Origin of the sequence: Polyangium sp. y55x31, from assembly GCF_029946505.1 — a bacterium.
Taxonomy (GTDB): Bacteria; Myxococcota_A; Polyangia; order Polyangiales; family Polyangiaceae; genus Polyangium.
In genome coordinates this window covers 236,716-260,230 of sequence record NZ_JARZHG010000007.1, presented here as the reverse complement: position 1 = coordinate 260,230, position 23,515 = coordinate 236,716, and the positions used below count along the sequence as shown (strand labels likewise).

Here is a 23,515-nt window from a genome sequence, read left to right as displayed (position 1 = left end):
CGTCGCGTCAAGGGCGTTCTTCGAAGGCTACCATTTTCTCGCCCAGGGATCGTCGCCGAGGAGCGGGACGAGGAAAGCGAGGGAGGCGCGGAGGAATGCGGCGACGTCCTCGGGCTCCTCGCCTGCCACGCGGAGCACGGCGCCTCCGGGCCGGGGGCTCGCGGTCGCGAGCAGGCGGCTTCGGACCTGATCCGGCGGGCGGAGGGGCATGCGGCCGATGCTTTCGACGAGGACAGCCGCGGCCGCCTCGACCCGGGGGCCGAGGAGGATGGCCGTGGTGTACACGTCGAACCGCCCCATGCGGTCGGCGATCGAGGATTCGGGCAGGTCCTCGAGCGTGAGCGCGTCGAGCATGAGCAGTTGGTTTTCCCGGACAACCTCGGTGAGGGTCCGATACGAGGCGAATCGATAACGCTCGCCCCGCGCCGCGCGGCCCGAGACGAGGCCGTCGACGAGGACGAGGGAGGCGCCGGGCGCGAGCTCGATACGCTGGCGCTGCTGATAGACGGCGCCGGCAAAAGGACAAACCGGATCGGGGAGCACGGCGAAGAGGGCGTCCTCGCCGACCGAGGCCGACAAGGTTTGGCGAGAACAACCACCGTGTTCGCTCTTGTAAACCTTCGTGGAGGCCTGCGTGGCGCAGAGCGCCGCCGCGCCCGGGCCGACGCGGACATCGAGCGTGATGGCGTCGTCTTCGAGCAGGCCGCCGCCGAAGGTCGACGCATAGGCCCAGACGGACGGTCCGCGCGGACGCGGGACGAGGACCTTGAGCGGCGCCGAGGCGCGCGCGCTGACGACCGTGGACGCTGCGGCGACACGCTCGACGACGATCGATCCGGCACCGGGTGCCATGAGGAGACGATAACAATCGCACCGATAGGCCTCGGGCGTCAAGTGCATTACGAACACAAATCGGGCGGCGCGGGTGGGGTCTCGTCTGGGTGGGCCCGTCCTGTCCGCGACGGGATTGACGTCCGGGGTGTGGCCTGTACCATCGGCACTCGGAGGCGATTCGGATGCAGGCGAGGCGGCTTCTGCTCAAGGACGGGGTACAGACGGAGGCGGTCCGGCAGCTCGCGCAGGGGAACTGGTTTTTGTGGAACCGGATCGAGCCGCTCGATCATCAGCCGCTCGTCTACGAGTGGGCGACGCCCGCGAGTGATTGCCGGATCCGATACGTGGACGATCATCGGCTCGGGCTCAAGTGGTTCGACGTGGAGGGGCCGCGGTGCGAGCCCGTGATCGATCTCATCCGGCGGAGCCTGCCGGTGTACGAGCGCGCCGAGATCCTCACGCTTTGCAGCGAGGCGCGGACCGAGGCCGAGGGGATCTGGGCGGCATACAAGCTCGCGGTGACGGCCGGGCCCACGTTCGACCCGGAGCTCTTCGGCTGCTTCGGAGATCTCGCGAATCACCGGGAGGCGGGTGTCCGGCGAGCGGCGATTTACGCGATGGAGCAGGCGCGGTGGCGCGAATTCGCCGGGATCGCCGAGCCGATGGCGGAGGACGATCCGAACGAAGACGTGCGGGGGCGGGCCGCGGCGCTCGTGCGGGCATTGCAATGAAGCGCGTCGCGCTCCTCGGGGGATGGCTCGCGCTCGCGGCGGGTTGTGCCGCGCCGGCGGTCCCGTCCGCCCCCGCGCTGATTGCCGTGACGAACGGCATCGGGAGCGGCGAGATGCGGGTCTCGATGCTGAAGGAGGGCTGCGGGGTCGATTGCCTGGACGTGATGGGGAAAGGCGCGGCCATACGGATCGTCGGGCACCCGCATCCGGGGTCGCGGTTCGATGGTTTTTCCGGGCCGTGCACCGGGCGCATGCCTTGCGTCTTGCCGTTCGATCGGCAGCGCTGGGTCGCGGCCTCGTTCAGCGACGCGGCCGCGCGTTACGATCGGCCCCTCGGCGAGGGCCATCTCTACCGCGCGTCGCCGCGCGCAATCGCGCTCGACAAGGGCGGGGGCGTGGCCGTGGTGGGGGCCGGGGATGCCTGGCTCGGGCGGCTCGATCGCGAGGGGCGAAAGGCGTGGGACCTGGCAGGGGACGACGTGATCGCAAATGCCGTCGCATTCGACGCGGCGTACGATATCGTGGCCGTCGGGCAGAAAATGAACCGATGGTGTGCCCACGTCGAGAAGCGCGGGGCGTCGGGCAACCCGCTTTGGACGTTCGATTTCGGAGGCGAATCGAAGGCGACGGACGTCGCGGTGGACGTGGCCGGGGACATCTATGTCGTGGGCACGTTCACGGGGGTCTTGAAGGCAGGGAACCAGAATCTCGCAAGCGCGGGCGGGCAGGACGTGTTCGTCGCGCGCATTTCGCCCGAGGGCAAGCCGATCGAGGCGCTCCGGCTGGGAGGTTCGACCGACGAGCGCGATCCTCGGATTGCGGTGGAGGGGTCGTCGGCGGTCCACGTCGCGTACGTCGCGGGCGGGCTCGATGAGATGAAAATGGCGGATTCAGGCGCGACGCGGATCGTCTCGTTCGCGCCGTTCGGACGGCAGGCGTGGGAGATGCCGATCGAAGGCAAGGCGCGTATCGAAGTGCTCCGGACGACGACGGGCGGCGAGCTCGTCGTGGGCGGGCGGTTCGCCGGCGGAATCAAGCTCGCGGGAAAGGCCCTCCGGTCGAACGGCGGCAACGACGCAATGATCGCCAAGCTCGATCGGAATGGCGCGGCCCTGTGGGCGACGTCCTTCGGCAGCCAGAAGAATGACGAGGTGGCGGCCCTCGATGTGGACACGAGCGGACGTATCGCGGTTTTCGGGACATTCGAGGCCGAGATGAAGGTCTCCGGGACGACCCTCCGGGCGAAGCGGATTCGCCGCACGTGGCAGCATGGAGTGTCGTTCGACGGGATCACCCTCGACGCGTGGCTTTCGGTGCTGTCGCCCGAGGGAGAGGTGCGCTCGGCGAAGGCGTTCGGCGGATCCGGGAGTGATTTTGCGCTGTCGGTCGCGTGGGCCGAGGGCGGCGACGTGGTCTTGCTCTTCGATCAGGAGGAACTCGGCGTGGGGGCCGAGGGCCTCGGGCTGGGCTCACACCTCGAACGCAGGCTCGTGCGCAGGCCCGCCGAGGCGCCCTGATCAGCGAAAGAAGGCGGCCCGGAAAAACCAGGCCGTCATCGCGATTCCCAGCACCACGATGGCCCGGCGCAGTTTGTCAGGGTCGAGGCGCTGCGAGAGGCGCGCGGAAAAATACCCGCCCGCGATGGCGCCGGCCATGACGGCGAAGCCGGGGACGAGCCAGAGCAGGCCCTCGCGGAGGAAAAACATCGAGGCGACGAGGTTGATCGCCACGCCGAGCCAGGCCTTCATCGCATTGAGCTCGTGCAGCGTGCCCTCGATGAAGAGGCCAAAGACGGCGAGCATGACGATGCCCATCCCGGCCCCGAAATACCCGCCGTAGACGCTGACCAGGAATTGAAGAGCGATTCCGAGCGCCACGGGGACGCGCGCCTTCTTGCCGAGCACGGCCTTGCGGATCCGCGACTGGAAGGCGAGGAGGAGCGTGGCGAGCAGGACGAGGAGCGGGACGACGAAATCGAAGAGGCGCTCGGGCGTGTGCGTGAGGAGCCAGGCACCGAAGAGCGCGCCCGTGATCGTGGGGAGCGTAAGGTAGCGCAAATGGCGCTTCGTGCGCGCGAGCTGGTCGCGGAAGCCGAACGCGCTGGCGAGCGAGCCGGGCCAGAGGGCGACCGAATTCGTGGCATTCGCCGCGAGCGGGGGGACGCCGAAGGCGACGAGGAGCGGGAAGGAGAGGAGGGAGCCGCCGCCGGCGACGGCGTTGATTGACGAGGCCACGAAGCCCACGGTGAAGAGGGCCGCGAGCGCGAGCGGGTTCTGGCCGGAAAAACCGAGGTCCTGGGAGACGAGCGGCATGAAAGGGTCCTCGGGTCGGATTCAGGAAGAGCGTCCGCTCGCGGTGTGCCAGTCGAGGCCGAAGCGGGCGAGGTATTTGCGCAATCGATCGGCGTCGTTGACCGTGGTGCGCTCCTTGCGCGATTCGGCGAAGAGCGTGCGGCCCGCCTCGCTGAGGGTGCGCGAGGCGCGGCAGATACGCAAGACCTCTTCGAGCTGGGCGCGGTCGAATCGATCGAGCTTCGCCCCCGCCTCGGGACCGAGGACCTCGGCGAGGATGTCCGCGCCGCCGGTGGAAGAGCCATTCTGGAGGTGAATGCGTCCGCTCGTCCAGGAGAGCTCCAATCGCTCGATTTCCTCGGCGACGATCTCCTTCGTGATGCGGCCGCCGTGCGCGAGCGTGGCCATGCGGGTGACCGAGGCGTTGAGGTCGCGGAAATTGCCGCTCCAGAGGGCGCGCGGGGAGACGGCGAATTCGAGGAAGGCCTCGCGGGCGGCGCGGTTCATGGTGACGTTCACGCCGAGGAGGCGCGAGGCGAGCTCGAGCTCGTAATCGAGGTTCGGCTCGATGTCCTCGGGGCGCTCGCGCAAGGCCGGGAGACGGAAGGTCCAGAGGTTGATACGGGCGTATAGATCTTCGCGAAAATCTCCGCGCGCGGCCCGGGCGCCGAGGTCGCGGTTCGTGCCGGCGATGAGGAGGAAATCACTCTTGACCTCCTGGTCCGCGCCGACCGGATAAAATGCCTTTTGCTCGATCGCGCGGAGGAGCATGGCCTGCTCGTCGAGGCCGAGCTCGCCGATTTCGTCGAGGAAGAGGAGTCCGCCGTCGGCCTTGCGCAAAAGGCCCGGACGATCGGCGACGGCGCCGGTATACGCGCCCTTCTTGTGGCCGAAGAGCGTGGCCATGGCCGCGTCGCCGCGCAGCGTGGCGCAGTTGACCGGGACGAACTCGCCCTGGATCTGGCGTCGCGCTTTTTTGAGTTCGTAAATGCGCACGGCGAGCTGGCTCTTGCCGGCGCCCGTGGGGCCCATGAGGAGCATCGGGGCGCGCGAGGCCTTGGCGACCTCCTCGACGCGCTCGATCAGGCGATTGAAGGAGGCATTCTTGGTGTCGATGCCGGCCTTGAGGAAGCTCTGGCCTTCGTGGCGCTCGCGGGAGAAGCGCGAGGCAATGCGGTCGTAACGCGAGAGGTCGAGGTCGACGATCGTATACGCGCCGGGTCCGCTGCGGCCCTCCTTGCGCGGCGGCGAGGTCTGAATGACGCGGCCCGGGAAATAACGGGCTTCCGTCAGGAGGAAGAGGCAGATCTGCGCGACGTGGGTGCCCGTCGTGAGGTGGACGAGGTAATCCTCGCGCTCGGGTTTCCAAGGATAGGCGCGCGCGATGTCGTGCAGGCCCGCATAAACCTCCTCGAAATCCCAGGCGTCTTTCCAGGTGACCGCGATTCGCTCGACGATCGTATCGGGCGAGGCGTGGCGGACGTCCTCCTCGATCTGCGTGGCGAGCTCGCCGAATCTGGGCTCCGCGAGCAAGACGAGGCGGCTCACGAGCAAATCCTCGTGCTGGCAAAGCGAGACCGTGGGCCGCCAGCGCTCCCACCGCGCCGGGCCTTTGCCCGCGTCGAGCGAGGTGCCAAGGAGGCCGAACACGACGAGAGGTCGGGAGGACATGGTAAGGTGGGCGACGGAATAGCACGTTCTTCGTCCCCTGTATCGGAATTTATCCAGGCGTCTATGTGTGGGCCCGAAAAAGGCCCCGAGAGCCAGGCACGCGGCGTGCTCTTCCGGTCCGCGTCCACCCGTGACGTGAAAGGCAAGGCGACCATGAACGAGACGACCCACCAGACGTTCGAGACCGACGGCGTGCCGATCAAGGCCTGGACGCGCGGCGTGCCGTTCGAGACCGAGGCCGAAGCGCAGCTCCGGCGCGTGGCGACCCTGCCCTTCCTCCACAAGTGGGTCGCCGTGATGCCCGACGTGCACGCCGGGAAGGGCGCGACGGTCGGGAGCGTGATCGCGACGAACGGCGCGATCGTCCCGGCGGCGGTGGGCGTGGACATCGGCTGCGGGATGATCGCGGTCGAGACGACGCTCACGGCCTCGCAGCTCCCCGACGATCTGAAGGGGATCCGCAGCGCGATCGAGGCGGCCGTGCCGCACGGGCGCACGAACAACGGCGGGCCCGGCGACCGCGGCGCGTGGGGTGATGCGCCCGAGCGCGTGCAGAAGGCGTGGTCAACGCTCGCGCCGGGCTACGAGGCGATCGTGAAGGAAAACCCGACGATCGGGCGCGGGACGTCGATCGGTCATCTCGGGACGCTCGGGACGGGCAACCACTTCATCGAGGTCTGCCTCGATGAGCACGACCACGTGTGGTTCATGCTGCACTCGGGTTCGCGCGGCGTGGGAAACCGCATCGGGAGCCACTTCATCGACCTCGCGAAGAAGGACATGAAGCGGTGGTTCATCAACTTGCCGGACGCGGATCTCGCCTACATCCCCGATGGAAGCGAGACGTTCGGCCAGTACTGGCGCGCGCTCGCGTGGGCGCAGGAGTTCGCGCGGACGAACCGCGCGCTCATGATGGAGGCGACGATCATGGCTGTGCGAAAGACGGGGCTTTTGCCGGCGTTCGAGCTCGTGAACGAGGCCGTGAACTGCCACCACAACTACGTGTCGAAGGAGCACCACTACGGCAAGGACGTGTGGGTGACGCGCAAGGGCGCGGTGCGCGCAGGCGAGGGCGAGCTCGGGATCATCCCCGGGAGCATGGGCGCGAAGAGTTTCATCGTCCGCGGTTTGGGAAACCGCGAGTCGTTCTGCTCGTGTAGCCACGGCGCGGGTCGAAAGATGTCGCGCTCGGCGGCGAAGCGGGTGTTCTCGCTCGAGGACCACGCGCGCATGACGGCCGGGATCGAGTGCCGCAAGGACGAGGACGTGATCGACGAGACGCCCGGCGCGTACAAGTCGATCGACGACGTGATGCAAGCGCAGCGCGACCTCGTCGAGGTCGTGCGCACGCTGCGACAAGTGGTGTGCGTGAAGGGGTGAGGCGATGCTGACGCTGGATGGCGCGACGGGCGAGGGTGGAGGGCAGATCCTGCGCTCCTCGCTCGCCTTGTCGATGGTGACGGGTCAGGCGTTCCGGGTGCACTCGATCCGCGCGAAGCGGTCGAAGCCGGGGCTCATGCGTCAACACCTCGCGGCCGTGCGCGCGGCCGCGGAGGTGAGTGACGCGGTGGTCGCGGGGGACGAGATCGGCTCGCGCGAGCTCGTGTTCAGGCCGGGCGCGGTGAAGCACGGGGCGTATCGGTTCGCGATCGGGAGCGCGGGGAGCGCGACGCTCGTGCTCCAGACGGTGCTGCCGGCGCTGCTCGCGACGGCCGGCAGCTCGTCGCTCGTGTTCGAGGGCGGGACGCACAACCCGATGGCGCCGCCCTACGATTTCGTGGAGCGCGCGTTCTTGCCGATCGTGCGTCGTATGGGCGCGAGCGTCTCCGCGCGGCTCGTGTCGTACGGGTTTTACCCGGCCGGCGGAGGTCGCGTGGAGGTGAACGTGGAGGGCTGTCCGCGGCTCGCTTCGCTCTCGCTGCTCGATCGAGGCGAGGTACGACGGACGCAGCTTCGCGCGCTCGTGTCGCAGATCCCGGGCATGGTCGGGGTGCGTGAGGTCGACGCGTTCCTCGCGGAGGTGCCGTGGGATCGTTCGTGCGCGCGGCCCGAGGTCGTGAAGAACAGCCCGGGGCCGGGAAACGCGCTCGTGGCCGACGTGGAGAGCGAGCACGTGACCGAGGTGTTTACGGCGTTTGGCGAGCGAGGCGTGCGCGCGGAAGAGGTGGCTTCGAAGCTCGCGAAGGAGGTGAAGCGATACCTCGAAGCAGGTGTGCCCGTCGGCGAGCATCTCGCGGATCAACTGCTCTTGCCTATGGCGCTCGGCGAGGGCGGGGCGTTTCGTACGATCGCGCCGTCGGGGCACACGCGGACGCAAGTCGAGGTGATCCGGACCTTCCTGGGAACGAAGGTGCGAATGGATGAGCGCAGTGCGGAAGAGTGTGTGATCGAAGTCGAAGGGACGAGGCGGTAGGAGCGAGCGGGCAGGCGCTCGGGCACGGCATGCAAGGGAACGCTCGACAAAGCGGCCGTCCCCGGGCATGACGGGCACGTGCTGCGTCTGCTCGTGTCCCCCCGAAGCGAGGAGCGGCTCCGGGCCGCGGAGGTTTTCCTCGGGGAGGGGAAGGCCGACGCCGTCGCGCTTTTGGTGGGTCCGTCCCGCGGAGCAGCGCTCGATCTCGCGGCGCGGGTGGGATCGTCGCGAGGCGCGATCTTCGGGCTGCATCGTCTGACGCTCGGGCAACTCGCGGCGCGCCTCGCCGCGCCGGAGCTCGCGCGGAGGAGGCTCGCGCCGGCGACGCCGCTCGGCGTGGAGGCGGTGGTGGCGCGCGCGGTGGCGAGCGCGCTCGAAGCGGGCGCGCTCGGATATTTCGCGCCGGTCGCGCGGACGCCGAGCTTCGCGAGCACGCTCGCGGCGACGCTCGGTGAGCTGCGCATCGAGGGCATCGGGCCCGCCGAGATTCGAGGGGACGATCCGAGGAGTCGGGATCTGCGTGAGCTCGCGCGTCGTTACGACGAGCAGCGGGAGCGGGCGCGGATCGCCGATCGCGCGGAGGTGCTCGCGGCGGCGACGGTGGCCGTGCGCGAGGCGGAGGAGATTCGAAGGGCGCGGCTGCTCTTGCTCGACGTGCCGATCACGTCGCGGCTCGAAGAAAGGTTCGTCGCGGAGCTCGCGGCCGCGGCGGAGGTCGCGTTTGCGACGGCGCCGACGGGGGACGATCGCGCGGTCGAGGCGCTCGCGGCGCTGGCTTCGGAGGTCGTGACGGATCGGAGCGAGCGCTCGCATTCGTCGCTCTCGCGGCTGCATCAATACCTGTTCGCCGCGGCGGAGCTTCCGGCCGCGGAGGCGGGCGACGACGTGTCGTTTTTCTCGGCGCCGGGCGAAGGGCGCGAGTGCGTGGAGATCACGCGGCGGATTCTCGTGGAGGCGCGGCGCGGGGTGCCGTTCGACGACATCGCGGTGTTCTTGCGGGCGCCGGACACGTACGCGTCGCTGCTCGAGAGCGCGCTGCGTCGCGCGAAGATCCCGGCGCATTTCGCGATCGGGGCTGCGCGGCCGGATCCTTCGGGACGCGCGTTCCTCGCGCTGCTCGCGTGTCGTGCGGAGGATCTTTCTCCGCGGCGCTTCGCGGAATACCTGTCGCTCGCGCCGATGCCGAAGGAGATCGTCGCGGTGGAGGCGGCGCCGCGGCCCTTGCTCCCGCGGGCCGATCTCTTCGGCGCGCTGCTCGAAGGTGAGCCGACGGCGAAGCGGATTCGTCGGGAGCAAGCGGCAGCGAGCGAGGGCGCGCGTGTGCCCGCGCGGAGCGCGCCGATCGGATGGGAGCGGCTGCTCACGAAGGCCTCGATCGTGGGGCGCAAGGAGCGCTGGGCCGAGCGGCTCGCGGCGCTCGGAAAGGCGTTCGAGCGAGAGCTCGCGCTCTTGCGACGGCGGGATCCGAGCTCGCCGCGGATCGAGACGGTGGAGCGCGAGATCGAGGCCCTCTCCGAGCTCACGCGGTTCGCGCTGCCGCTCGTGGATGCGCTCGCGGCGCTGCCCGATCACGGCAGCTGGGGCGTGTGGATCGAGGAGCTCGGCAGGCTCGCGCGGATGGCGCTGGAGCAGCCGGAGGACGTGCTCTCCGCGCTGAGCGAGCTCGCGCCGATGGCGGAGCTGCCGGCGGTGTCGTTCGACGAGGTGCGGCGCGTGCTCGAAGGTCGGCTCGGGTCACGCGTGACGCCGCCGTCGGGGAGGCGGTACGGCGCGGTGTTCGTCGGGACGCCGGAGCTCGCGCGGGGTCGATCGTTCGCGGTGGTGTTCGTCCCCGGCCTCGCGGAGCGGCTGTTCCCGGAGGCGCCGCGCGAGGATCCGATCCTGCTCGATGCGGACCGGCGTGTGATCTCGAAGGCGCTGCGGACGCAGGCGGATCGGAGCCGCAACGAGAGGCTGCTGCTGCGTTTGTCCGTGGGGGCCGCGCGGGAGCGGGTGCATCTTTCGTATCCACGCGTCGAGGTGGCGGCAGGACGGCCGCGCGTGCCTTCGTTTTACGGGCTCGACGTCACGCGTGCGACGACGGGGACGCTGCCCGATCACGACGCGCTCGAGCGAGACGCGGCGAGCGCGGCGGGCGCGCGGCTCGCGTGGCCCGCGCCGGCGGAGCCCGAGGATGCGATCGACGATGCCGAGCACGACCTCGCGATGCTGGGGCGGCTCTTGCACGGCGGCGAGGAGGCCGAGGCGGCGGGGCGCGCGCAGTACTTGCTCGACCTGAATCCGCATCTCGCGCGGTCGCTCCGCGCGCGGTCGGCGCGGTGGGACAAACCCGTGACGCATCACGATGGCATCGTGCGAAAGACCGCGGCCACGGCGGCCGTGCTCGCGGCGAACCGGCTGCGCGTGCGGCCGTATGCGGTGACGGCGCTCGAGAAATTCGCGGCGTGTCCGTATCGATTCTTGCTGGCGGCGATCCATCGGTTGCCGGCGCGCGAAAGGCGTGGCTCGCCGGACAGGCTCGATCCGATCTCGCGCGGCGTGTTGTTCCACCGCGTGCAAGCCGAGACGCTCGCGGCGCTGGAGCGGGAAGGGGCGTTGCCGTTCGGCCCGGAAGGTTTGTCGCGGGCCGAGGCGGTGCTCGACGAGCGGCTCGACGCGGCGGCGCGTGAGCACGAGGAGCGTACGCTGCCGCCGGTGGAGAGCGTGTTCCGCGACGAGATCGAGCGAGCGCGGGTGGAGCTTCATGCGTGGCTCGCGCGCGTGGCCGATCAGAGCTGGCTCGTGTGGCCGGTGCGGTACGATCTCGCGTTCGGGCTGCCGCCGCACGAGCACGAAGATCCACGCAGCGTGGCCGAGGCTGCGGTGATCGAAGGTCAGTTCTTGTTGCACGGCGCGATCGACGTGGTCGAGCGGCACGCGGCGACGGGGCACGCGCGCGTGACCGACGTGAAGACGGGAGCGAACTTCGCGCGGCCGGGGCTCGTGATCGACGGCGGCGAGGTGCTGCAGCCGGTGCTCTACGGCCTCGCGTACGAGGCGGTGTGGAAGGAGCCGGTGGCGGACGCAAGTTTGTCGTTCTGCACCTCGCGTGGTGGGTATGTCGAACACGTGATCGAGCTCGACGAGGCGGCACGCGTGAAGGCCGTCGAGGTTCTCTCGCTCGTGGATGACGCGATCGACAAAGGGTTTTTCCCACCCGCGCCGAGGCCAGGGGCGTGTGACACGTGTGGTTACAGGCTCGTGTGCGGGCCGCACGAAGAGAGGCGCGCGGCGCGCAAGGACGAGACCTCGCTCGACGGCGGCGCGCTGTTCATGCGGCTGCGGATGCTCCGAGGTGAGCCGTGATCGAGGGCACGATCGCGTTCGAAGCGCCGCAAGGCGAGGGGCTCGCCGACGCGGAGGCGCGCGCGCTCATCCGCGGCGCGCTCGGGAGCACGATGATCGTCGAGGCCGCGGCCGGCACGGGCAAGACGACCGAGCTCGTGCTGCGCATGGTCGCCGTGCTCGCCGAGGGGCGCGCGGAGATCGAGGAGATCGTCGCGGTCACGTTCACCGAAAAAGCAGCCGGCGAGCTGAAGCTGCGGCTGCGAAGTGGAATCGAGCGCGCACGGAGGCTCGCCCCGGACGAGGCGCAACGCGCGAACCTGGAGCGGGCGCTCGCGCACCTGGAAGAGGCGCGGATCAGCACGATCCACGGGTTCTGCGCGGACCTCTTGCGCGAGCGCCCCGTGGAGGCGGGCGTCGATCCGGCGTTCCGCGTGATGACCGAGGCCGAGGCGGATCGACGCTACGGCGAAGCGTTCAACCGATGGCTCGAACAGATCCTCGGCCGCCCGCCCGAGGGCGTTCGAAGGCTCTTGCGGCGGCGCGAGCACGGACCCGGGCCGATCGAGCGGCTTCGCCGCGCCGGACAGGAGCTCATCGCCTGGCGACATTTCACTGCGCGCTGGCAGCGGCCTCCGTTCGATCGGGATCGCTCCATCGATGCGATCATCGCGGAGATGTCGGCCTTCGCGGAGGCGAGCGAGGGCGCGCTCCACGCGAATGATCCGCTGCACCGCGATACCGAGCCGGCCCGCGCGCTCGTCATGCGCCTGCGCGCCGAGGGCGAGCCGCGCTGGGACCGCGACGAGATCGAGGCCGAGCTCTGCGCGCTCAGTAGGCAGCGCGACTTCATGCGCCCGCGCCGCGGCGCCGGATCCCGCTACGGCGCGCACACGACGCGGGCCGATCTGCTCGCGGCGCACGCGGCGCTCGTGGCCTCGCTCGAACGATTCCAGCGTGAGGCCGACGGCGATCTCGCGGCGCTCTTGCAGGACGAGCTCGGCGCGCTCGTCGCGACGTACCAGGCGCGCAAGGCCGAGGTGGGCGCGCTCGACTTCGAGGATCTGCTCGTCTGCACGCGTGATCTCGTGCGTGAGCAAGGCGAGGTGCGTCGCGGCTTTCAGGAGCGTTACCGCTGCATCTTCGTCGACGAGTTCCAGGACACGGACCCGCTCCAGGCCGAGATCCTCATGCTGCTCGCGGCCGACGATCCGAGCGTCCGCGCGTATCGCGACGTGCGGCCCGTGCCCGGGAAGCTCTTCCTCGTCGGAGATCCGAAGCAGGCGATCTACCGGTTTCGCCGGGCTGATCTCTCGGTCTACGAGGAGGTCAAGGAGCTGCTCGTCCGGCGCGGCGCGCTCTTCGTGGAGCTCAGCACGAGCTTCCGATCGGTCCCCAGCATCCAGAAGCTCGTGAACACGGCGTTCGCCCCGGTGATGGTGGGGGATCGCGAGGCGCTCTCCGCGCGGTACGTGCCGCTCCGGCCCGCGCGCAAGGCGATCACGGGACAGCCGTCGATCGTGTGCGTGCCCGTGCCCGAGCCGTACGGCAAGCAGCGGCTCACCTCGGCCGCGGTCGAACAAAGCGTGCCGGCCGCGGTGGGCGCGTACCTCGACTGGCTGCTGCACGAGAGCGGCTGGAAGGTGACCGAGCGTGATCAACCGGGCGAGCTCGTCCCGGTCGCGCCGCGGCACGTTTGTCTGGTCTTCCGGCGCTTCGAGAGCCACGGCGAGGACGTCACGCGCGCCTACGTCGAGGCCCTCGAAGCCCGCGGCATCCCGCACGTGCTCGTCGGCGGAAAGTCGTTTTACGCCCGCGAAGAGGTCGAGACGATGCTCGCGGCGCTGCGCGCGATCGAGCGGCCCGAGGACGAGCTCGCGGTCTTCGCGACGCTGCGCGGATCCCTCTTCGCCGTCGGCGACGAGGCGCTGCTCGAATACCGCTTCACCTACGGGAAGTTGCATCCCCAACGAATCCCCGAGGCCCCGCTTCCGCCGCACCTCGCGCCGATCGCCGCCGCGCTCTCGCTCCTCGCGCGGCTCTCCGAAGGGCGGAACGCGCGGCCGATCGAGACCACGGTCGCCGAGCTCTGCGACGCGACGCGCGCCTGCGTGGGGTTTGCCCTGCGCCCCTCGGGCGAACGCGCGCTCGCGAACGTGCTGCACATCGCCGAGCTCGGGCGCGCGTACGAGGCCTCGGGCGGTACGTCGTTCCGCGCGTTCGTCGAGCAACTCGAAGAGGACGCGGAGCGTGGTCGCGCGCCCGAGGCGCCGATCCTCGAAGAGGGCGGCGACGGCGTGCGGATCATGACGGCGCATCGGGCCAAGGGGCTCGAATTCCCGGTCGTCGTGCTCGCCGACGTGACCGCGCGCCTCGGCGCGCAAGCCGTGAGTCGTTACGTCGATGCGTCGCGCTCGCTCTGCGCGCTTCGCTTGGGCAGCGTCGCGCCGTGGGATCTCGTCGAGCACGAGGCGCTCGAAATGCGCCGCGACGAGGCCGAAGGCACGCGGCTCGTGTACGTGGCCGCGACACGCGCGCGTGACCTCGTCATCGTGCCGGCCGTGGGCGACGATCCGCGTTTCCCCGAGCAATCGTGGATCGGGCCGATCCACGCAGCGATCGCGCCACCTTCCGGCGCCTCGCCTTCCGCCGACGCGGCGCCGGGTTGTCCGCCCTTCGGCGACGATACGGTCTTGTCGCGGCCCGAGGGTTTTTCACGCGGGCCGGCGACGGTTCGTCCGGGCGGATATCGTTTGCCCGAGGGGCACGACGTCGTGTGGTGGGACGTGACGCGGCTCGACCTCGCGCGCGAGCCTGCGTTCGGCGTGCGCCGCGAGGACATGCTGCGCAAGGACGCGCCCGTCGGTCGCGTGGAAGAGGATCTCGAAACGTATCGACGCTGGGTCCGAGAGCGCGCGGCCGATCGTGAGCGCGGCGCGCGGCCGCTCTACAAGGTCCAGACGGTCACCGAGCGGGCCGAGACGTCGAACGAAGCGCCCGCGCTCGATGTGCCGATCCTCGATGTCGGTCGCGAGGTGGGCCGACCGGGAGGGCCTCGTTTCGGCGAGCTCGTGCATGCGGTGCTCGCGCAGGTGCCGCTCTCGGCCGACCGGGACATGGTGGAGCAGGCGGCGGCGCTCGCGGCGCGGCTCTTCGGCGCGACCGAGATCGAGGAGGCGGCCGCCGTGCGCGCCGTGGTCCTCGCGCTCGCGCATCCGGTCATCGAGAGGGCGCGCGCGGCCGAGGCGCGCGGGGAATGCCGGCGGGAGACGCCGCTCAGCCTGATGGCCGAGGACGGGACGCTGATCGAAGGCATCGTCGACCTCGCGTTTCGCGAGCCGAGCGGCTGGACCGTGGTGGATTTCAAGACCGACCGCGAGATTGACCGCGCGGGGCCCGTGTATCGGCGGCAGGTGTCGCTTTATGCGACGGCGATCGGCCGGGCGACGGGGGAAGCGTGCGCGGCGATTTTGTTACGGGTTTGATGCGGGAGCGCGCCGACGCCGAGGCCCCGATTGGAAGGACAAACCGAACGCGCGTTCCCGCTTTGCCAACGGGTTTGAAATGGGAGTTGACGGAACTACGTCCAAGACGCGCCTGTAGGCTGAACTTGACAGCCTACTTACGTACTGTTGGAGTGGTTCCATCATGCCCGACGATGCGCCCGCGCCGAACCCGTACGAGCCCCCGAAGGAGCCGCCTGTTCAGAAATGGGAGACTTCGTGGAATCAGAGCGCGGAGCTCAGCGGGTCGGATTGGGCTCTCATCGTCGTCTGCTCGTGCCCGGCGGCCATCGTCGGGCTCACCCGCATCATTCGAGGCGACCCGAGGGGCGGGAAAATGCTGGGATTCGCCCTTTTGTCCATGTTCGTCTGGGGGATTCTGCGCGGGTGCATCACCGCGATGCAGCAGACCCAGCACATGTACTGACGGGGCGAAGCAGCCGCCCCGACTTGACAGCGGCGTGGCGTTGTCGCGGCACCCGCGCTCGGCCCTCGCCGAGGCGCCTCGGGGGCACTAGATTCCAGGCATGACGCCCCTCCTCAAGCGCGCGCTCGATCAGGCGGCGGTTTGGCATCGGGGACAGAAACGCAAGTACCCCGGCGTCGACGTGCCGTACGTGAGCCATCTGGCCGGCGTCGCGATCCTCCTCGCCAAGCATGGCTTCGACGAAGAGGTCATCGCGGCGGGCGCGCTGCACGACGCCATCGAGGACACAGGCGCGACCGCCGAGGAAATCGCGCGGCTCTTCGGGCGCCGCGTCGCCGATCTGGTGCTCGCCGTGACCGAGCCGGCGAAGTCGTTCGCCTGGGAGGAGCGCAAACAGCGCTACCTCGAGCAATTCACGAAGAACCCCTGGGACGCCCAGGCCATCACCATTGCCGACAAGATCGACAACTTCCAATCGATCATCGTCTGCGCGAGCACCCACGGCGACCCCTGGCCCATGTTCCGCCGCGGCCGCGACACGCAAATCGCCGGCTTCCGCGCGCTGCGCGAGCGCATCGTGCGCCTGCCGCCGCACGCCTTGATCGACGAGTTCGAGCGCGCCTTCACCGACGTGCTCGCCGCTCCGGCCGGCGCTGCCCTCGAACATCGCTCGGCCTGAACACGCGGGGTCTGTGATATGTGCGAATCCGCCCGGCCGCTCGCGCGGCGCCGAGCCCATCCCACGCGTGGAGGTAGAGCGATGAAGAAGACCCTCGGCTTTCTGATGGCGGCCGGCGTGCTCGGCAGCGCGCTCGGCGGCTGCTCGTACGGCGGCATCGCGACGGTCGGCGACAAGGTCGTGATCACGCGGAACGACCTCTTCCTCTTCGGCGCGCTCCGCAAGGTGTACGTCTGCAAAGTGGCGGACCGCGGCGTGACCGACTGCGCCGCCGACGGCGAGACGCCCTGATTGGCTCACGCATGAAACACCGAACCTCGTGGGTGGGGCTCGCGCTCGTGTTCGCCTTGGCCTCCGCGTGTCGCTCGGAGCCGGCGGAGCCCGAGATCGAATACGGAGAGCCCGTCGGCCTCCGGATGGCGACGAAGCGCGGGATCCCGGACTATGAAATCGCGGTCGCCGTGTCCAAAGGGACCGACATCGCGCCGCTCGTCCCGGAGCTCGGCGCGGCCTTGCACGCGGCCGTCGAGCTTTGCCCGGAGATCGTGCAAGCCGGAAAGCGCGGCGAGATCGTGGGCGTCTCGTTCCGCGTCGAGCAGGGCGCGATCGGCAAGGTCGCGACAAAAGGCGTCGAGGCGACGTGTGTCGGGGGCGCGCTCGGCGGGAAACGTATCGCCGCGGCGGACAAACTCGCCGTGCTCGCGCAGATCCGCTTCCCGTCGGAGGCGTTCGTTCCGACGGCTCCGACGGCCGCGCCATGAAGCGATCGTGCGTCGGGGTGGGCGTCACGCTCGCGCTCGCTTCGGCGGTTGCGACGGCAAACGCGGACGAACCCCACGCGACGCCTACCGAACGACGAAACGTCGCCACACGCGAGCGTCGCGCTCCGTTCTGGACCTGGGACGCGAACGTCGAGGGCGGCATCGGCGCGCTCTTCGAAGACCGCGTGCACCTATCGGGTTTCGGCCGGGTTCGTGGAGGTTTTCTGCGGGTCGACGAGCGCTCCGTCGCGGAGCCTCGTTTCCTCGCCCTCGGCCTGACCTACGAGCTCTCGGACTTCTCGCCCGCCACCTTCGGCATCGAGGTCGAGACGCTCGGGCTCGCCTCGGGCACGTGGCTCCAGCTCGGGGCGCTGCTCGACGTGCAGCCGCGCCCCGGCGCGAAGCTCGCGCTCGGCTTCAGCCTCTTCGGCGTCGAAGGTCAGGTTCGGTGGGACAAGGACGACGGGGTCGTGTGGGCGGCTTATGGCAAGCTGCGCGTGCCCGTCGGCATTCTCGGCTGGGCGTTATCGAGCCGTCGGTGATGCGGCGGCGACGGGCGGGGTCGCCTGCGTCTTCTTCGGAGGCGGCACCGGATCCTTCGGGTCGGCTTCCTTGGGATCCTCGTCCTTTTCCGCCGGCGGTCGCGCCGTCGGATTCGTGGGCGCCGGCGCCTGCGTCGTGGGCGGGTCCTTCGGAGTCGCCTGTTCCTTCGCGATCGGTTGTTCCTTCGCGACCGGCTGTTCCTTCGCGACCGGCTGTTCCTTCGCCGCGGGCTGCTCCTTGCTTTGCTCCTCCATCGCCTCGTCTGCTGCGTTGACGGGCGACGTCGCTTGCGCGTCCGCGGGCTCCGGCGGCGGCGGCCACTGGCTCACGTAGCGCGGCGCTTCTCCCGGACCCGATGCGTCGATCCAGCTCACCGAGCCCGTGCCCGGCGTGCGCACGTCCACGTGGACGAACGAGCTGTTCGGGTAGTAGCCACAGCCCGTGTCCGCGATCGTCTTGCAGAACGCGACGAGCTCCTCGTTCGACACGCCCGCGACGCGCATGTCGAGCGCGCGCGCGCTCTGGTGCAAGCTGCCCCGGCTCTTCGGGCGGTAGCCGCTCACGAGCGAGATCCCCTTGCCCGGGAAGTGCTTCGCGATCGCCTCGACCCGCGCGAGGAGCCCCGGATCGAGCAGCCGCACGTTCGGCGCGATCTCGCCTGCCGCGAGCGCCGGCGTCGCCGCCTTCTCCTTGCTCTCCTTGCCCTTGGCCGAGCCCGGCTTCTCCTGCTTCGCCGCGCGCGGATCGGGCTTCTTCACCTTCGGAAGCTCGGGCCGCGGCGTGCCCCAGGGCCGCGCGAGCACGCTGAGCTTCTCGCGGGCGTCGTCGAGCACCTTGCCCTTGCAGTCGACGAGCGAGAACGTCTCGCCTTCGAGGCCGTTCCGATCGATCGACACCGCCGGCGCGAAGCAGGGTGGGCGATCCGTCTCGGCTTCCGCCTTCTTCGTGCCCTTGCGCTTCTTGCTCGGCGTCCGCGTGGACGCCTTCTTCGAGCGCGACACGCCCGCCGCGCCCTCGGTCTTCTTCGCGGACGTGGTCTTCGTGCTGGCCGTCGTGGTCGCGCCCTTCGTGGTCGCGCCCTTCGTGCTCGCCGTGGTCGTCGCGGCCTCGGTCTTCTTCGCGGACGCGGTCTTCGTGCTGGCCGTCGTGGTCGCGCCTTCGGACTTCTTCGCGCTCGCCCCTGCGCTCTTTTCGTGCGTGGCGGGCTTCGTGGCGCTCTCGGGCTTCGCCTTCGTCGACGCGGCCTTGTTCGGGGCCTCGGCCGTCTTCGTGTCGGCTTGCACCATCCGCTTCGGCGGGGCCTTGCGACGGTTCTTGCGTTTCTTCGGCGCAGCGGCGGTTTTCTGGGCCTCCTCGGGCGCCTTCTCCGTCTTCGTGGGCTCCTGCGCCTTCGCGGGCGCCGCCGCCTTCGGCGCCGCCGCTTCCTGCGCGAACGCCTCGCCGAAGGCGAAGGGCGCCGCGAGCGTGAGCAACGCCGCGAGCGTGGACGCAACCCTACGCCTGATCCGACCGTAACGACCGCTGACCATGTGTCGTGCTCTCCACCGACGCCCAACCGTCCATGCGGGGGACGCTGGGTACGCCGGTGTCTCGCGTTGTGTCATGGGGTGGGTACGCGGGCCTAATTTTCTGAGGCTTCCACGGGTGCCTGTGGTAGAGGTGGGGCACCCATCGCGGCGCCATGCGCGCCTCGATGGCGCGGACGTCGCCCTCGTTCCTGGCACGTCCCGTCGCTCGGACGGCGGCGGGCAGAATCCAATCGAGGCGCCCGCGCAGTTGGCCCGCACCGGGGGAAAGGTCGGCGCGAAGCAGACGAGCGTTCTTGGAGAACCAGACAAGCGCAACGCCGCACGGCGAGCCCGCGCGTGAGCGAGCGAAGCTCGAGCACGAAACGACGCGCGGACGTCGAGCATGAACGTTGCCTCCGGGCTGACGCAGTCCCGGGACCAAGAACCGCGAGCACTGCCAAGCCATCTCCCTCCGGCGGCAGCAAGGACGAATTTATGCGGCGGATGCGGAAAGACGAGACCAAGGTCTGGCACAACCCCGAGCTCGCGCCGTTCGCGCGGGCGCCGAAGGCCGGCAACACGAGCCGGAACAGTACGACCCAGCAGGACAGTCGTGTCGCGAAGGAGCATCGCGCCGCGCTCGAGGCGCTCTTCGCGCCGCGCCGGGACCCCGAGCCCGACAGCGGCAAGAACGGCAAGAACGGCCGCGACACCACGCCGAAGCCAGGCCGCATCGTGCTCGCGCCGCCTCCGCAGAGTGATCCGCGCGCCACGGAGCGGCAGCGGCTCCTCTCGAAGCTCCTCGTCGCCGAGGGGCGCCCGCACATCACGAAGGCCGCGAACGAGTTCCTCGGCGCCGGCTTCAACTTCCCCGACGACCAGGACGTGCACCTGAAGCTCCTCGAGCACAGCGACGAATCGCGCGTGCGCGAGGCGCTCTCCTCGCTCTCCTCGCTCCTCGTCGGCGAGCTGCCGAAGCGCCGCGCCGTGCTGGAATCGCGCCTGCGCCGCATCGAGGAGTTCGCCGAGGACGAGTCCACCCGCGACGCCGCCGCCCAGCTCCGCAGGCAAGTGAGCGGCAGGCCCGACACGCAGAACCAGTCCGCCCAATGAACAAAGCCGAGTTCGAGGCCGAGCTGCGCAAGCTCTTCCAGGCCCACGAGACCCGCACCGAAAACGAGCGCTGCGTGCAGTGCACAGGCTGCGAGCGCTGCGTCGATTGTACGTTCTGCAAGAACTCGAAGGCGCTCGCGCGGTGCCACTACTGCGTCGACTCGCAGCGCTGCTCGGACAGCACGCACTGCCGAAGCTCGCGCGACCTCGTGCGCTGCAACCACTGCGTCGCGTGCGAGCGCTGCACCCAGTGCTCCTACGTGGTCCGCTCCGTCGACTGCACCGAGTGCACGTACTGCTTTGGCTGCGTCGGGCTCGTCCGGAAAGACTTCCACATCCTGAACAAGCCCTACGACCGCAGCACGTACTTCGCGATCACGAGCCGCCTCGCGCGCGAGCTCGGCCTCGGCTGAGCGAACGATGCGCGCCGTCGTGCAGCGCGCCCTCGCCGCCCGCGTCGAGGTCTCCGGCGAGGTCGTGGGCCGCATCGGCCACGGCCTCGTCGCGTTCGTCGGCGCCGAGAAGGGCGACGCGCAAGCCGACCTCGACTACGTCGTGAGCAAGGTCCTCGGCCTCCGCGTCTTTCCCGACGCGAGCGGCAAGATGACCCGCGCGCTCGCCGACGTGGGCGGCGGCCTGCTCGTCATCAGCCAGTTCACGGTCTTCGGCGACGTGCGCCGCGGCCTACGCCCGAGCTTCGACGGCGCGATGGAGCCCGCGGGCGCCGAGGCGCTCTACGACCGTTTCGTCGAGGCCGCTCGCAAGAGCGGCGTCCCGGTCGAAACCGGGCGCTTCCGCGCGGACATGCGGGTCTTCGTGGAGAACGACGGACCCGTCACGATCCTCGTCGATTCGCGTCGTCTGTTTTGACCGTCTTCCCACGTGCGACCCGCGGCGGTACGTAACGACTCACCATGCACGTGATCGTCTTCGGAGCGGGCGCGCTCGGGCGCATTTATGGCGTACGCCTCGCCGCGGCGGGCGTTCAGGTCTCGTTCGTCGTCCGGCCCTCGCGCCTCACCGAGACGTACTCGTTCGTCGTCGAGCAGGTGAACGCGGACAAGCGCCGCGACGTCATCGCAGAGCCGCGCCGCATCGAGACGATCCCCGCCGACGCGACGCTCGTGCTGCTCGCGGTGCGGTTCGATCAGCTCGATCTGTTACGCCAGAACCAGGACGACGCGCTCGCCGAGGCGCTGCGAAGCGGCCCCAGCGTGCCGCTCGTCGTGCTCACGCCCGTCTTGCCGCCGCAGCTCTCCGCGCTGGAGAAGGCGATCGGGCGGCGCGCCGTCAGCGCCATGCCGGGTGTCGCGGGGTACGTGGACGACGTCGACGATCGTGGCGTCGTTCGGTACTGGTCGACCGGCATCGCCTCGACGTTGCTCGACGACGACGCCTCGGGCCCCGCGCACTCGATGTCCCGCGACGCGCTCGAAGTCCTCGCCCGGCGCCTCACGAACGGCGGCTTGCCCACGCGCTTCGAGCCCGACGTCGCCTCGCTCAACGCCGCCAGCACCGTCTCGTTTTTCCCGCTCATCGCGTCGATCGACGCGGGCCGCGGCATCGACGGCGTGCTGCACGACAAGGACCTCCTCGAAACCGCGCTCGCGGCCGCCAAGGAGTGCGAGGGCCTCGCGAAAAAGCTCGGCAAGGTCGCGCCGTGGGCGCACGTGCTCACGCGGTTCGTCGGGCCGTACACGATCAAGCCGGGCGTGGCCCTCGCGCGCCGCCTCGCGCCCGAGACCGTGCGCTTTGTCGAGCGTCACTTCGGACCGAAGCTCCACGCCCAGCACCTCGCCATGGGCGACAGCATCCGCGAGCTCGGCCGCGAGCAGGGCATCGACATGCCCCAGCTCGATCACCTCATGCAGCGGCTCCGCGCGTCATGACACGCGCGCGGTGAGCGCCTCGCGCCCCTCGACCTTCGCGAGCTGGACCGCGAGCGCGAGGGCGCTCTTCATCCCGCGGGGATCGGCCTCGCCCCTGCCCGCGATGTCGTAACCCGTCCCGTGATCGACGCTCGTGCGGATCACGGGCAGGCCGAGCGTCACGTTCACCGCCTCGCCGAAGCCCACGAGCTTGCAGGGGATCGTCGCTTGATCGTGGTACATCGCGACGACCCCGTCGAAGGCCCCCGCCGCTTGCTTGCGGAACGCAGTCTCTGCGCCGATCGGCCCCACGACCGTCGAGCAAAACCCCTCCGCCGCGAGCCGCGCGCGTGCGAGCTCGATGCCTGGCCGGATGCGCGTCTCCTCCTCGGTCCCGAGCATCCCGCCTTCGCCCGCGTGCGGGTTGAGCGCGGCGACGGCCACGCTCGGCGTCCGCAGGCCGAGCGATTGGAGCAGCCGCACGAGCCAGTACGTGCTCGTCGACACCGCCTCCGGCGTCACGGCCGCCGGGACCGCCGCGAGCGGGAGGTGCGTCGTGACGAGAGCCGTCGTGATGTTCGCCGCGCGAAACGCCATCACCACCTCGCGCGCCCCGAGCCGCGCCGCCAGGTGCTCCGTATGTCCCAAGAAACCTTCCGCGCCCGGCGCGCCGCTCGTGGCGATCGCGTGCTTCGACACCGGCCCGGTCACGAGCGCCGCGGCCGTGCCCTCCTCGACGAGCGCGAGTGCCTCGTTCACCCAGGCGAGCTGCGCCGCGCCCGCCTCGCGATCGGGCTTTCCTGGCCGCGCGGGCGACGAGAGCTGCGTGCTCGGCCCCCACAGGCCGATCTCGCGGAGCCCGAGCGCCTCTACCTCGGCCGCGCTGTGCACTAGGCGAAGCCTCGCCGGCCAGATGTTCTTCACCTGCGCCACGCGCCGAAGCGTCTCCGCGTCTCCGACGAGCACGCAGCGCGCCTCGGCCTCCGCGTTCGCCGCCGCGTGTATCGCGACCTCGGGCCCGATCCCGCTCGGGCAACCCACGCTCACGGCGATCGTCACCCTCTTCATGCGAGCATCGCCCTCCGCAGCTCGGCCGCGGGCGCGTTCGGCGTATCCGGCGCTTCGAGCTTGTAGCCTGCGCCTCGCAGCGTCACGAGCGGCAGCGCGACGCCGAGCTTCGAGCGCAGCCTCCGCACGTGGATGTCCACCGTGCGCGGACCCCCTTCATAACGCGACCCCCACACCTTCACGAGCAGCTCCTCGCGCGACACGACCTTGCCGCGCTTCTCGCAGAGGTACGAGAGCAGCGCGAACTCCTTCGCCGTGAGCGGCACGCTGCGGCCGTCGATGCACGCCTCGTGCGCCGATCGATCGACGACGAGCGCGCCGACCTTCACGCGCTCCTCCGTGGCGAACTCGCTCTTCTGCCACTCGGCCTTGCGGATGCGCGCGTAAAGCTCCGCCGGCACGTACGGCGAGAGGACGAAATCGTCGAAGCCGCTCGCGGGATCCATCCGCGCGACCTGCGCCACCGAGACGGCGGCGATGGCCGGCACGCCCGCGAGCCGCGCCTCGCGCCGGAGCGCCCGGAGCGCGGACGCCGCGAGGTCCGGCCGCTCCGGCGTCTCCACGAGGATCGCGCGCGCCTCGTCGTCCTCGCGCTGGAAGCAGCGCGTGGGTTCGTCCCACAGATCGAGCGTGCGCACCGTCGCGCCGAGGCCTCGCAGCACGCTCGCTGCGCCTTCTTCGCGTTCGAGCTCGGGGCCGTGCCCGACGATGACGATGAACGACGAGCGGCGCGACATCGCGCGTCGCTATAAAGCTCATGCTGCGGCGCGGCAAGCGTGAG

Annotated in this window: 21 protein-coding genes; 15 read left to right on the top strand and 6 right to left on the bottom strand. The window is 70.0% G+C overall.

Going from position 1 to position 23,515, the window contains the following annotated elements:
* Nucleotides 1–27: 27 nt before the first annotated feature.
* Nucleotides 28–852 carry an urease accessory protein UreD gene (locus tag QHF84_RS16245; RefSeq protein WP_281314213.1) on the bottom strand — a complete coding sequence of 275 codons (825 nt, stop codon included), beginning with the start codon at nucleotides 850–852 and terminating at the stop codon, nucleotides 28–30.
* A gap of 164 nt (nucleotides 853–1,016) precedes the next feature.
* On the opposite strand from QHF84_RS16245, the gene QHF84_RS16240 reads away from it, so the two are divergent.
* Both QHF84_RS16240 and QHF84_RS16235 read left to right on the top strand, forming a co-directional pair.
* The gene (locus tag QHF84_RS16240) at nucleotides 1,017–1,565 is read left to right on the top strand and encodes a hypothetical protein (RefSeq protein ID WP_281314212.1); all 549 of its coding nucleotides are present in this window, start codon (nucleotides 1,017–1,019) and stop codon (nucleotides 1,563–1,565) included.
* Nucleotides 1,562–3,082: a hypothetical protein gene (locus QHF84_RS16235; protein WP_281314211.1), complete on the top strand. Its 1,521-nt coding sequence runs from the start codon at nucleotides 1,562–1,564 to the stop codon at nucleotides 3,080–3,082. The genes QHF84_RS16240 and QHF84_RS16235 overlap by 4 nt, the downstream gene beginning before the upstream one ends.
* Here the strand turns inward: QHF84_RS16235 and QHF84_RS16230 are convergent, their stop codons facing one another.
* On the bottom strand, nucleotides 3,083–3,877 hold the full coding sequence (locus QHF84_RS16230) for a sulfite exporter TauE/SafE family protein (protein ID WP_281314210.1): 795 nt from the start codon (nucleotides 3,875–3,877) through the stop codon (nucleotides 3,083–3,085).
* Nucleotides 3,878–3,898: 21 nt separating this feature from the next.
* A complete protein-coding gene (gene rtcR / locus QHF84_RS16225) occupies nucleotides 3,899–5,527 on the bottom strand; it encodes an RNA repair transcriptional activator RtcR (protein WP_281314209.1) in 1,629 nt (542 codons plus the stop codon).
* A 153-nt stretch (nucleotides 5,528–5,680) separates the two neighbouring features.
* On the opposite strand from rtcR, the gene QHF84_RS16220 reads away from it, so the two are divergent.
* From QHF84_RS16220 to QHF84_RS16180, 9 genes are all read left to right on the top strand, one after another.
* The gene (locus QHF84_RS16220) at nucleotides 5,681–6,907 is read left to right on the top strand and encodes an RtcB family protein (protein ID WP_281314208.1); all 1,227 of its coding nucleotides are present in this window, start codon (nucleotides 5,681–5,683) and stop codon (nucleotides 6,905–6,907) included.
* Nucleotides 6,908–6,911: 4 nt separating this feature from the next.
* The gene (gene rtcA / locus QHF84_RS16215; protein WP_281314207.1) at nucleotides 6,912–7,940 is read left to right on the top strand and encodes an RNA 3'-terminal phosphate cyclase; all 1,029 of its coding nucleotides are present in this window, start codon (nucleotides 6,912–6,914) and stop codon (nucleotides 7,938–7,940) included.
* Nucleotides 7,941–8,033: 93 nt separating this feature from the next.
* Nucleotides 8,034–11,285: a PD-(D/E)XK nuclease family protein gene (locus QHF84_RS16210; protein WP_281314206.1), complete on the top strand. Its 3,252-nt coding sequence runs from the start codon at nucleotides 8,034–8,036 to the stop codon at nucleotides 11,283–11,285.
* A complete protein-coding gene (locus tag QHF84_RS16205; protein WP_281314205.1) occupies nucleotides 11,282–14,749 on the top strand; it encodes a UvrD-helicase domain-containing protein in 3,468 nt (1,155 codons plus the stop codon). Before QHF84_RS16210 ends, QHF84_RS16205 begins: the two co-directional genes overlap by 4 nt.
* 163 nt (nucleotides 14,750–14,912) lie before the next feature.
* Nucleotides 14,913–15,194 carry a hypothetical protein gene (locus QHF84_RS16200; RefSeq protein WP_281314204.1) on the top strand — a complete coding sequence of 94 codons (282 nt, stop codon included), beginning with the start codon at nucleotides 14,913–14,915 and terminating at the stop codon, nucleotides 15,192–15,194.
* A gap of 100 nt (nucleotides 15,195–15,294) precedes the next feature.
* Entirely contained in the window at nucleotides 15,295–15,873 is a 579-nt protein-coding gene (locus QHF84_RS16195; RefSeq protein ID WP_281314203.1) for an HD domain-containing protein, read from the top strand.
* Between the two features lie 81 nt (nucleotides 15,874–15,954).
* Entirely contained in the window at nucleotides 15,955–16,164 is a 210-nt protein-coding gene (locus QHF84_RS16190) for a hypothetical protein (RefSeq protein WP_281314202.1), read from the top strand.
* 11 nt (nucleotides 16,165–16,175) lie between these two features.
* Nucleotides 16,176–16,634, top strand: coding sequence for a hypothetical protein (locus tag QHF84_RS16185; protein ID WP_281314201.1), 459 nt, complete (start codon nucleotides 16,176–16,178; stop codon nucleotides 16,632–16,634).
* Complete coding sequence (locus QHF84_RS16180) at nucleotides 16,631–17,176, top strand: hypothetical protein (protein ID WP_281314200.1); 546 nt, start codon at nucleotides 16,631–16,633, stop codon at nucleotides 17,174–17,176. Before QHF84_RS16185 ends, QHF84_RS16180 begins: the two co-directional genes overlap by 4 nt.
* On the opposite strand, the gene QHF84_RS16175 is transcribed toward QHF84_RS16180, so the two are convergent.
* Nucleotides 17,159–18,706 carry a D-Ala-D-Ala carboxypeptidase family metallohydrolase gene (locus QHF84_RS16175; protein ID WP_281314199.1) on the bottom strand — a complete coding sequence of 516 codons (1,548 nt, stop codon included), beginning with the start codon at nucleotides 18,704–18,706 and terminating at the stop codon, nucleotides 17,159–17,161. The genes QHF84_RS16180 and QHF84_RS16175 overlap by 18 nt on opposite strands.
* A gap of 483 nt (nucleotides 18,707–19,189) precedes the next feature.
* Between QHF84_RS16175 and QHF84_RS16170 the strand changes: the two genes are divergently transcribed.
* From QHF84_RS16170 to QHF84_RS16155, 4 genes are read left to right on the top strand one after another with little or no spacing between them, the layout of a single operon-like run.
* Entirely contained in the window at nucleotides 19,190–19,798 is a 609-nt protein-coding gene (locus tag QHF84_RS16170) for a hypothetical protein (RefSeq protein WP_281314198.1), read from the top strand.
* The gene (locus QHF84_RS16165) at nucleotides 19,795–20,211 is read left to right on the top strand and encodes a hypothetical protein (protein ID WP_272417122.1); all 417 of its coding nucleotides are present in this window, start codon (nucleotides 19,795–19,797) and stop codon (nucleotides 20,209–20,211) included. Before QHF84_RS16170 ends, QHF84_RS16165 begins: the two co-directional genes overlap by 4 nt.
* 7 nt (nucleotides 20,212–20,218) lie before the next feature.
* On the top strand, nucleotides 20,219–20,668 hold the full coding sequence (gene dtd / locus QHF84_RS16160; protein WP_281314197.1) for a D-aminoacyl-tRNA deacylase: 450 nt from the start codon (nucleotides 20,219–20,221) through the stop codon (nucleotides 20,666–20,668).
* 44 nt (nucleotides 20,669–20,712) lie between these two features.
* A complete protein-coding gene (locus QHF84_RS16155) occupies nucleotides 20,713–21,687 on the top strand; it encodes a 2-dehydropantoate 2-reductase N-terminal domain-containing protein (RefSeq protein ID WP_281314196.1) in 975 nt (324 codons plus the stop codon).
* Here the strand turns inward: QHF84_RS16155 and pdxA are convergent.
* A complete protein-coding gene (gene pdxA / locus QHF84_RS16150; protein ID WP_281314195.1) occupies nucleotides 21,682–22,734 on the bottom strand; it encodes a 4-hydroxythreonine-4-phosphate dehydrogenase PdxA in 1,053 nt (350 codons plus the stop codon). The two genes, QHF84_RS16155 and pdxA, sit on opposite strands and share 6 nt — an antisense overlap.
* A complete protein-coding gene (locus QHF84_RS16145) occupies nucleotides 22,731–23,471 on the bottom strand; it encodes a response regulator transcription factor (RefSeq protein WP_281314194.1) in 741 nt (246 codons plus the stop codon). The genes pdxA and QHF84_RS16145 overlap by 4 nt, the downstream gene beginning before the upstream one ends.
* Nucleotides 23,472–23,515: the final 44 nt, after the last annotated feature.

What these genes read in the sequence shown, in the direction of transcription:
- QHF84_RS16145 (WP_281314194.1), bottom strand. Translation starts at nt 23,471, where the DNA reads ATGTCGCGCCGCTCGTCGTTCATCGTCATCGTCGGGCACGGCCCCGAG.
- QHF84_RS16245 (WP_281314213.1), bottom strand. Translation starts at nt 852, where the DNA reads ATGGCACCCGGTGCCGGATCGATCGTCGTCGAGCGTGTCGCCGCAGCG.
- QHF84_RS16170 (WP_281314198.1), top strand. Translation starts at nt 19,190, where the DNA reads ATGCGGAAAGACGAGACCAAGGTCTGGCACAACCCCGAGCTCGCGCCG.
- QHF84_RS16180 (WP_281314200.1), top strand. Translation starts at nt 16,631, where the DNA reads ATGAAGCGATCGTGCGTCGGGGTGGGCGTCACGCTCGCGCTCGCTTCG.
- QHF84_RS16240 (WP_281314212.1), top strand. Translation starts at nt 1,017, where the DNA reads ATGCAGGCGAGGCGGCTTCTGCTCAAGGACGGGGTACAGACGGAGGCG.
- QHF84_RS16175 (WP_281314199.1), bottom strand. Translation starts at nt 18,706, where the DNA reads ATGGTCAGCGGTCGTTACGGTCGGATCAGGCGTAGGGTTGCGTCCACG.
- QHF84_RS16190 (WP_281314202.1), top strand. Translation starts at nt 15,955, where the DNA reads ATGAAGAAGACCCTCGGCTTTCTGATGGCGGCCGGCGTGCTCGGCAGC.
- QHF84_RS16230 (WP_281314210.1), bottom strand. Translation starts at nt 3,877, where the DNA reads ATGCCGCTCGTCTCCCAGGACCTCGGTTTTTCCGGCCAGAACCCGCTC.
- QHF84_RS16165 (WP_272417122.1), top strand. Translation starts at nt 19,795, where the DNA reads ATGAACAAAGCCGAGTTCGAGGCCGAGCTGCGCAAGCTCTTCCAGGCC.
- rtcR (WP_281314209.1), bottom strand. Translation starts at nt 5,527, where the DNA reads ATGTCCTCCCGACCTCTCGTCGTGTTCGGCCTCCTTGGCACCTCGCTC.
- dtd (WP_281314197.1), top strand. Translation starts at nt 20,219, where the DNA reads ATGCGCGCCGTCGTGCAGCGCGCCCTCGCCGCCCGCGTCGAGGTCTCC.
- QHF84_RS16200 (WP_281314204.1), top strand. Translation starts at nt 14,913, where the DNA reads ATGCCCGACGATGCGCCCGCGCCGAACCCGTACGAGCCCCCGAAGGAG.
- rtcA (WP_281314207.1), top strand. Translation starts at nt 6,912, where the DNA reads ATGCTGACGCTGGATGGCGCGACGGGCGAGGGTGGAGGGCAGATCCTG.
- pdxA (WP_281314195.1), bottom strand. Translation starts at nt 22,734, where the DNA reads ATGAAGAGGGTGACGATCGCCGTGAGCGTGGGTTGCCCGAGCGGGATC.
- QHF84_RS16195 (WP_281314203.1), top strand. Translation starts at nt 15,295, where the DNA reads ATGACGCCCCTCCTCAAGCGCGCGCTCGATCAGGCGGCGGTTTGGCAT.
- QHF84_RS16185 (WP_281314201.1), top strand. Translation starts at nt 16,176, where the DNA reads ATGAAACACCGAACCTCGTGGGTGGGGCTCGCGCTCGTGTTCGCCTTG.
- QHF84_RS16220 (WP_281314208.1), top strand. Translation starts at nt 5,681, where the DNA reads ATGAACGAGACGACCCACCAGACGTTCGAGACCGACGGCGTGCCGATC.
- QHF84_RS16155 (WP_281314196.1), top strand. Translation starts at nt 20,713, where the DNA reads ATGCACGTGATCGTCTTCGGAGCGGGCGCGCTCGGGCGCATTTATGGC.
- QHF84_RS16235 (WP_281314211.1), top strand. Translation starts at nt 1,562, where the DNA reads ATGAAGCGCGTCGCGCTCCTCGGGGGATGGCTCGCGCTCGCGGCGGGT.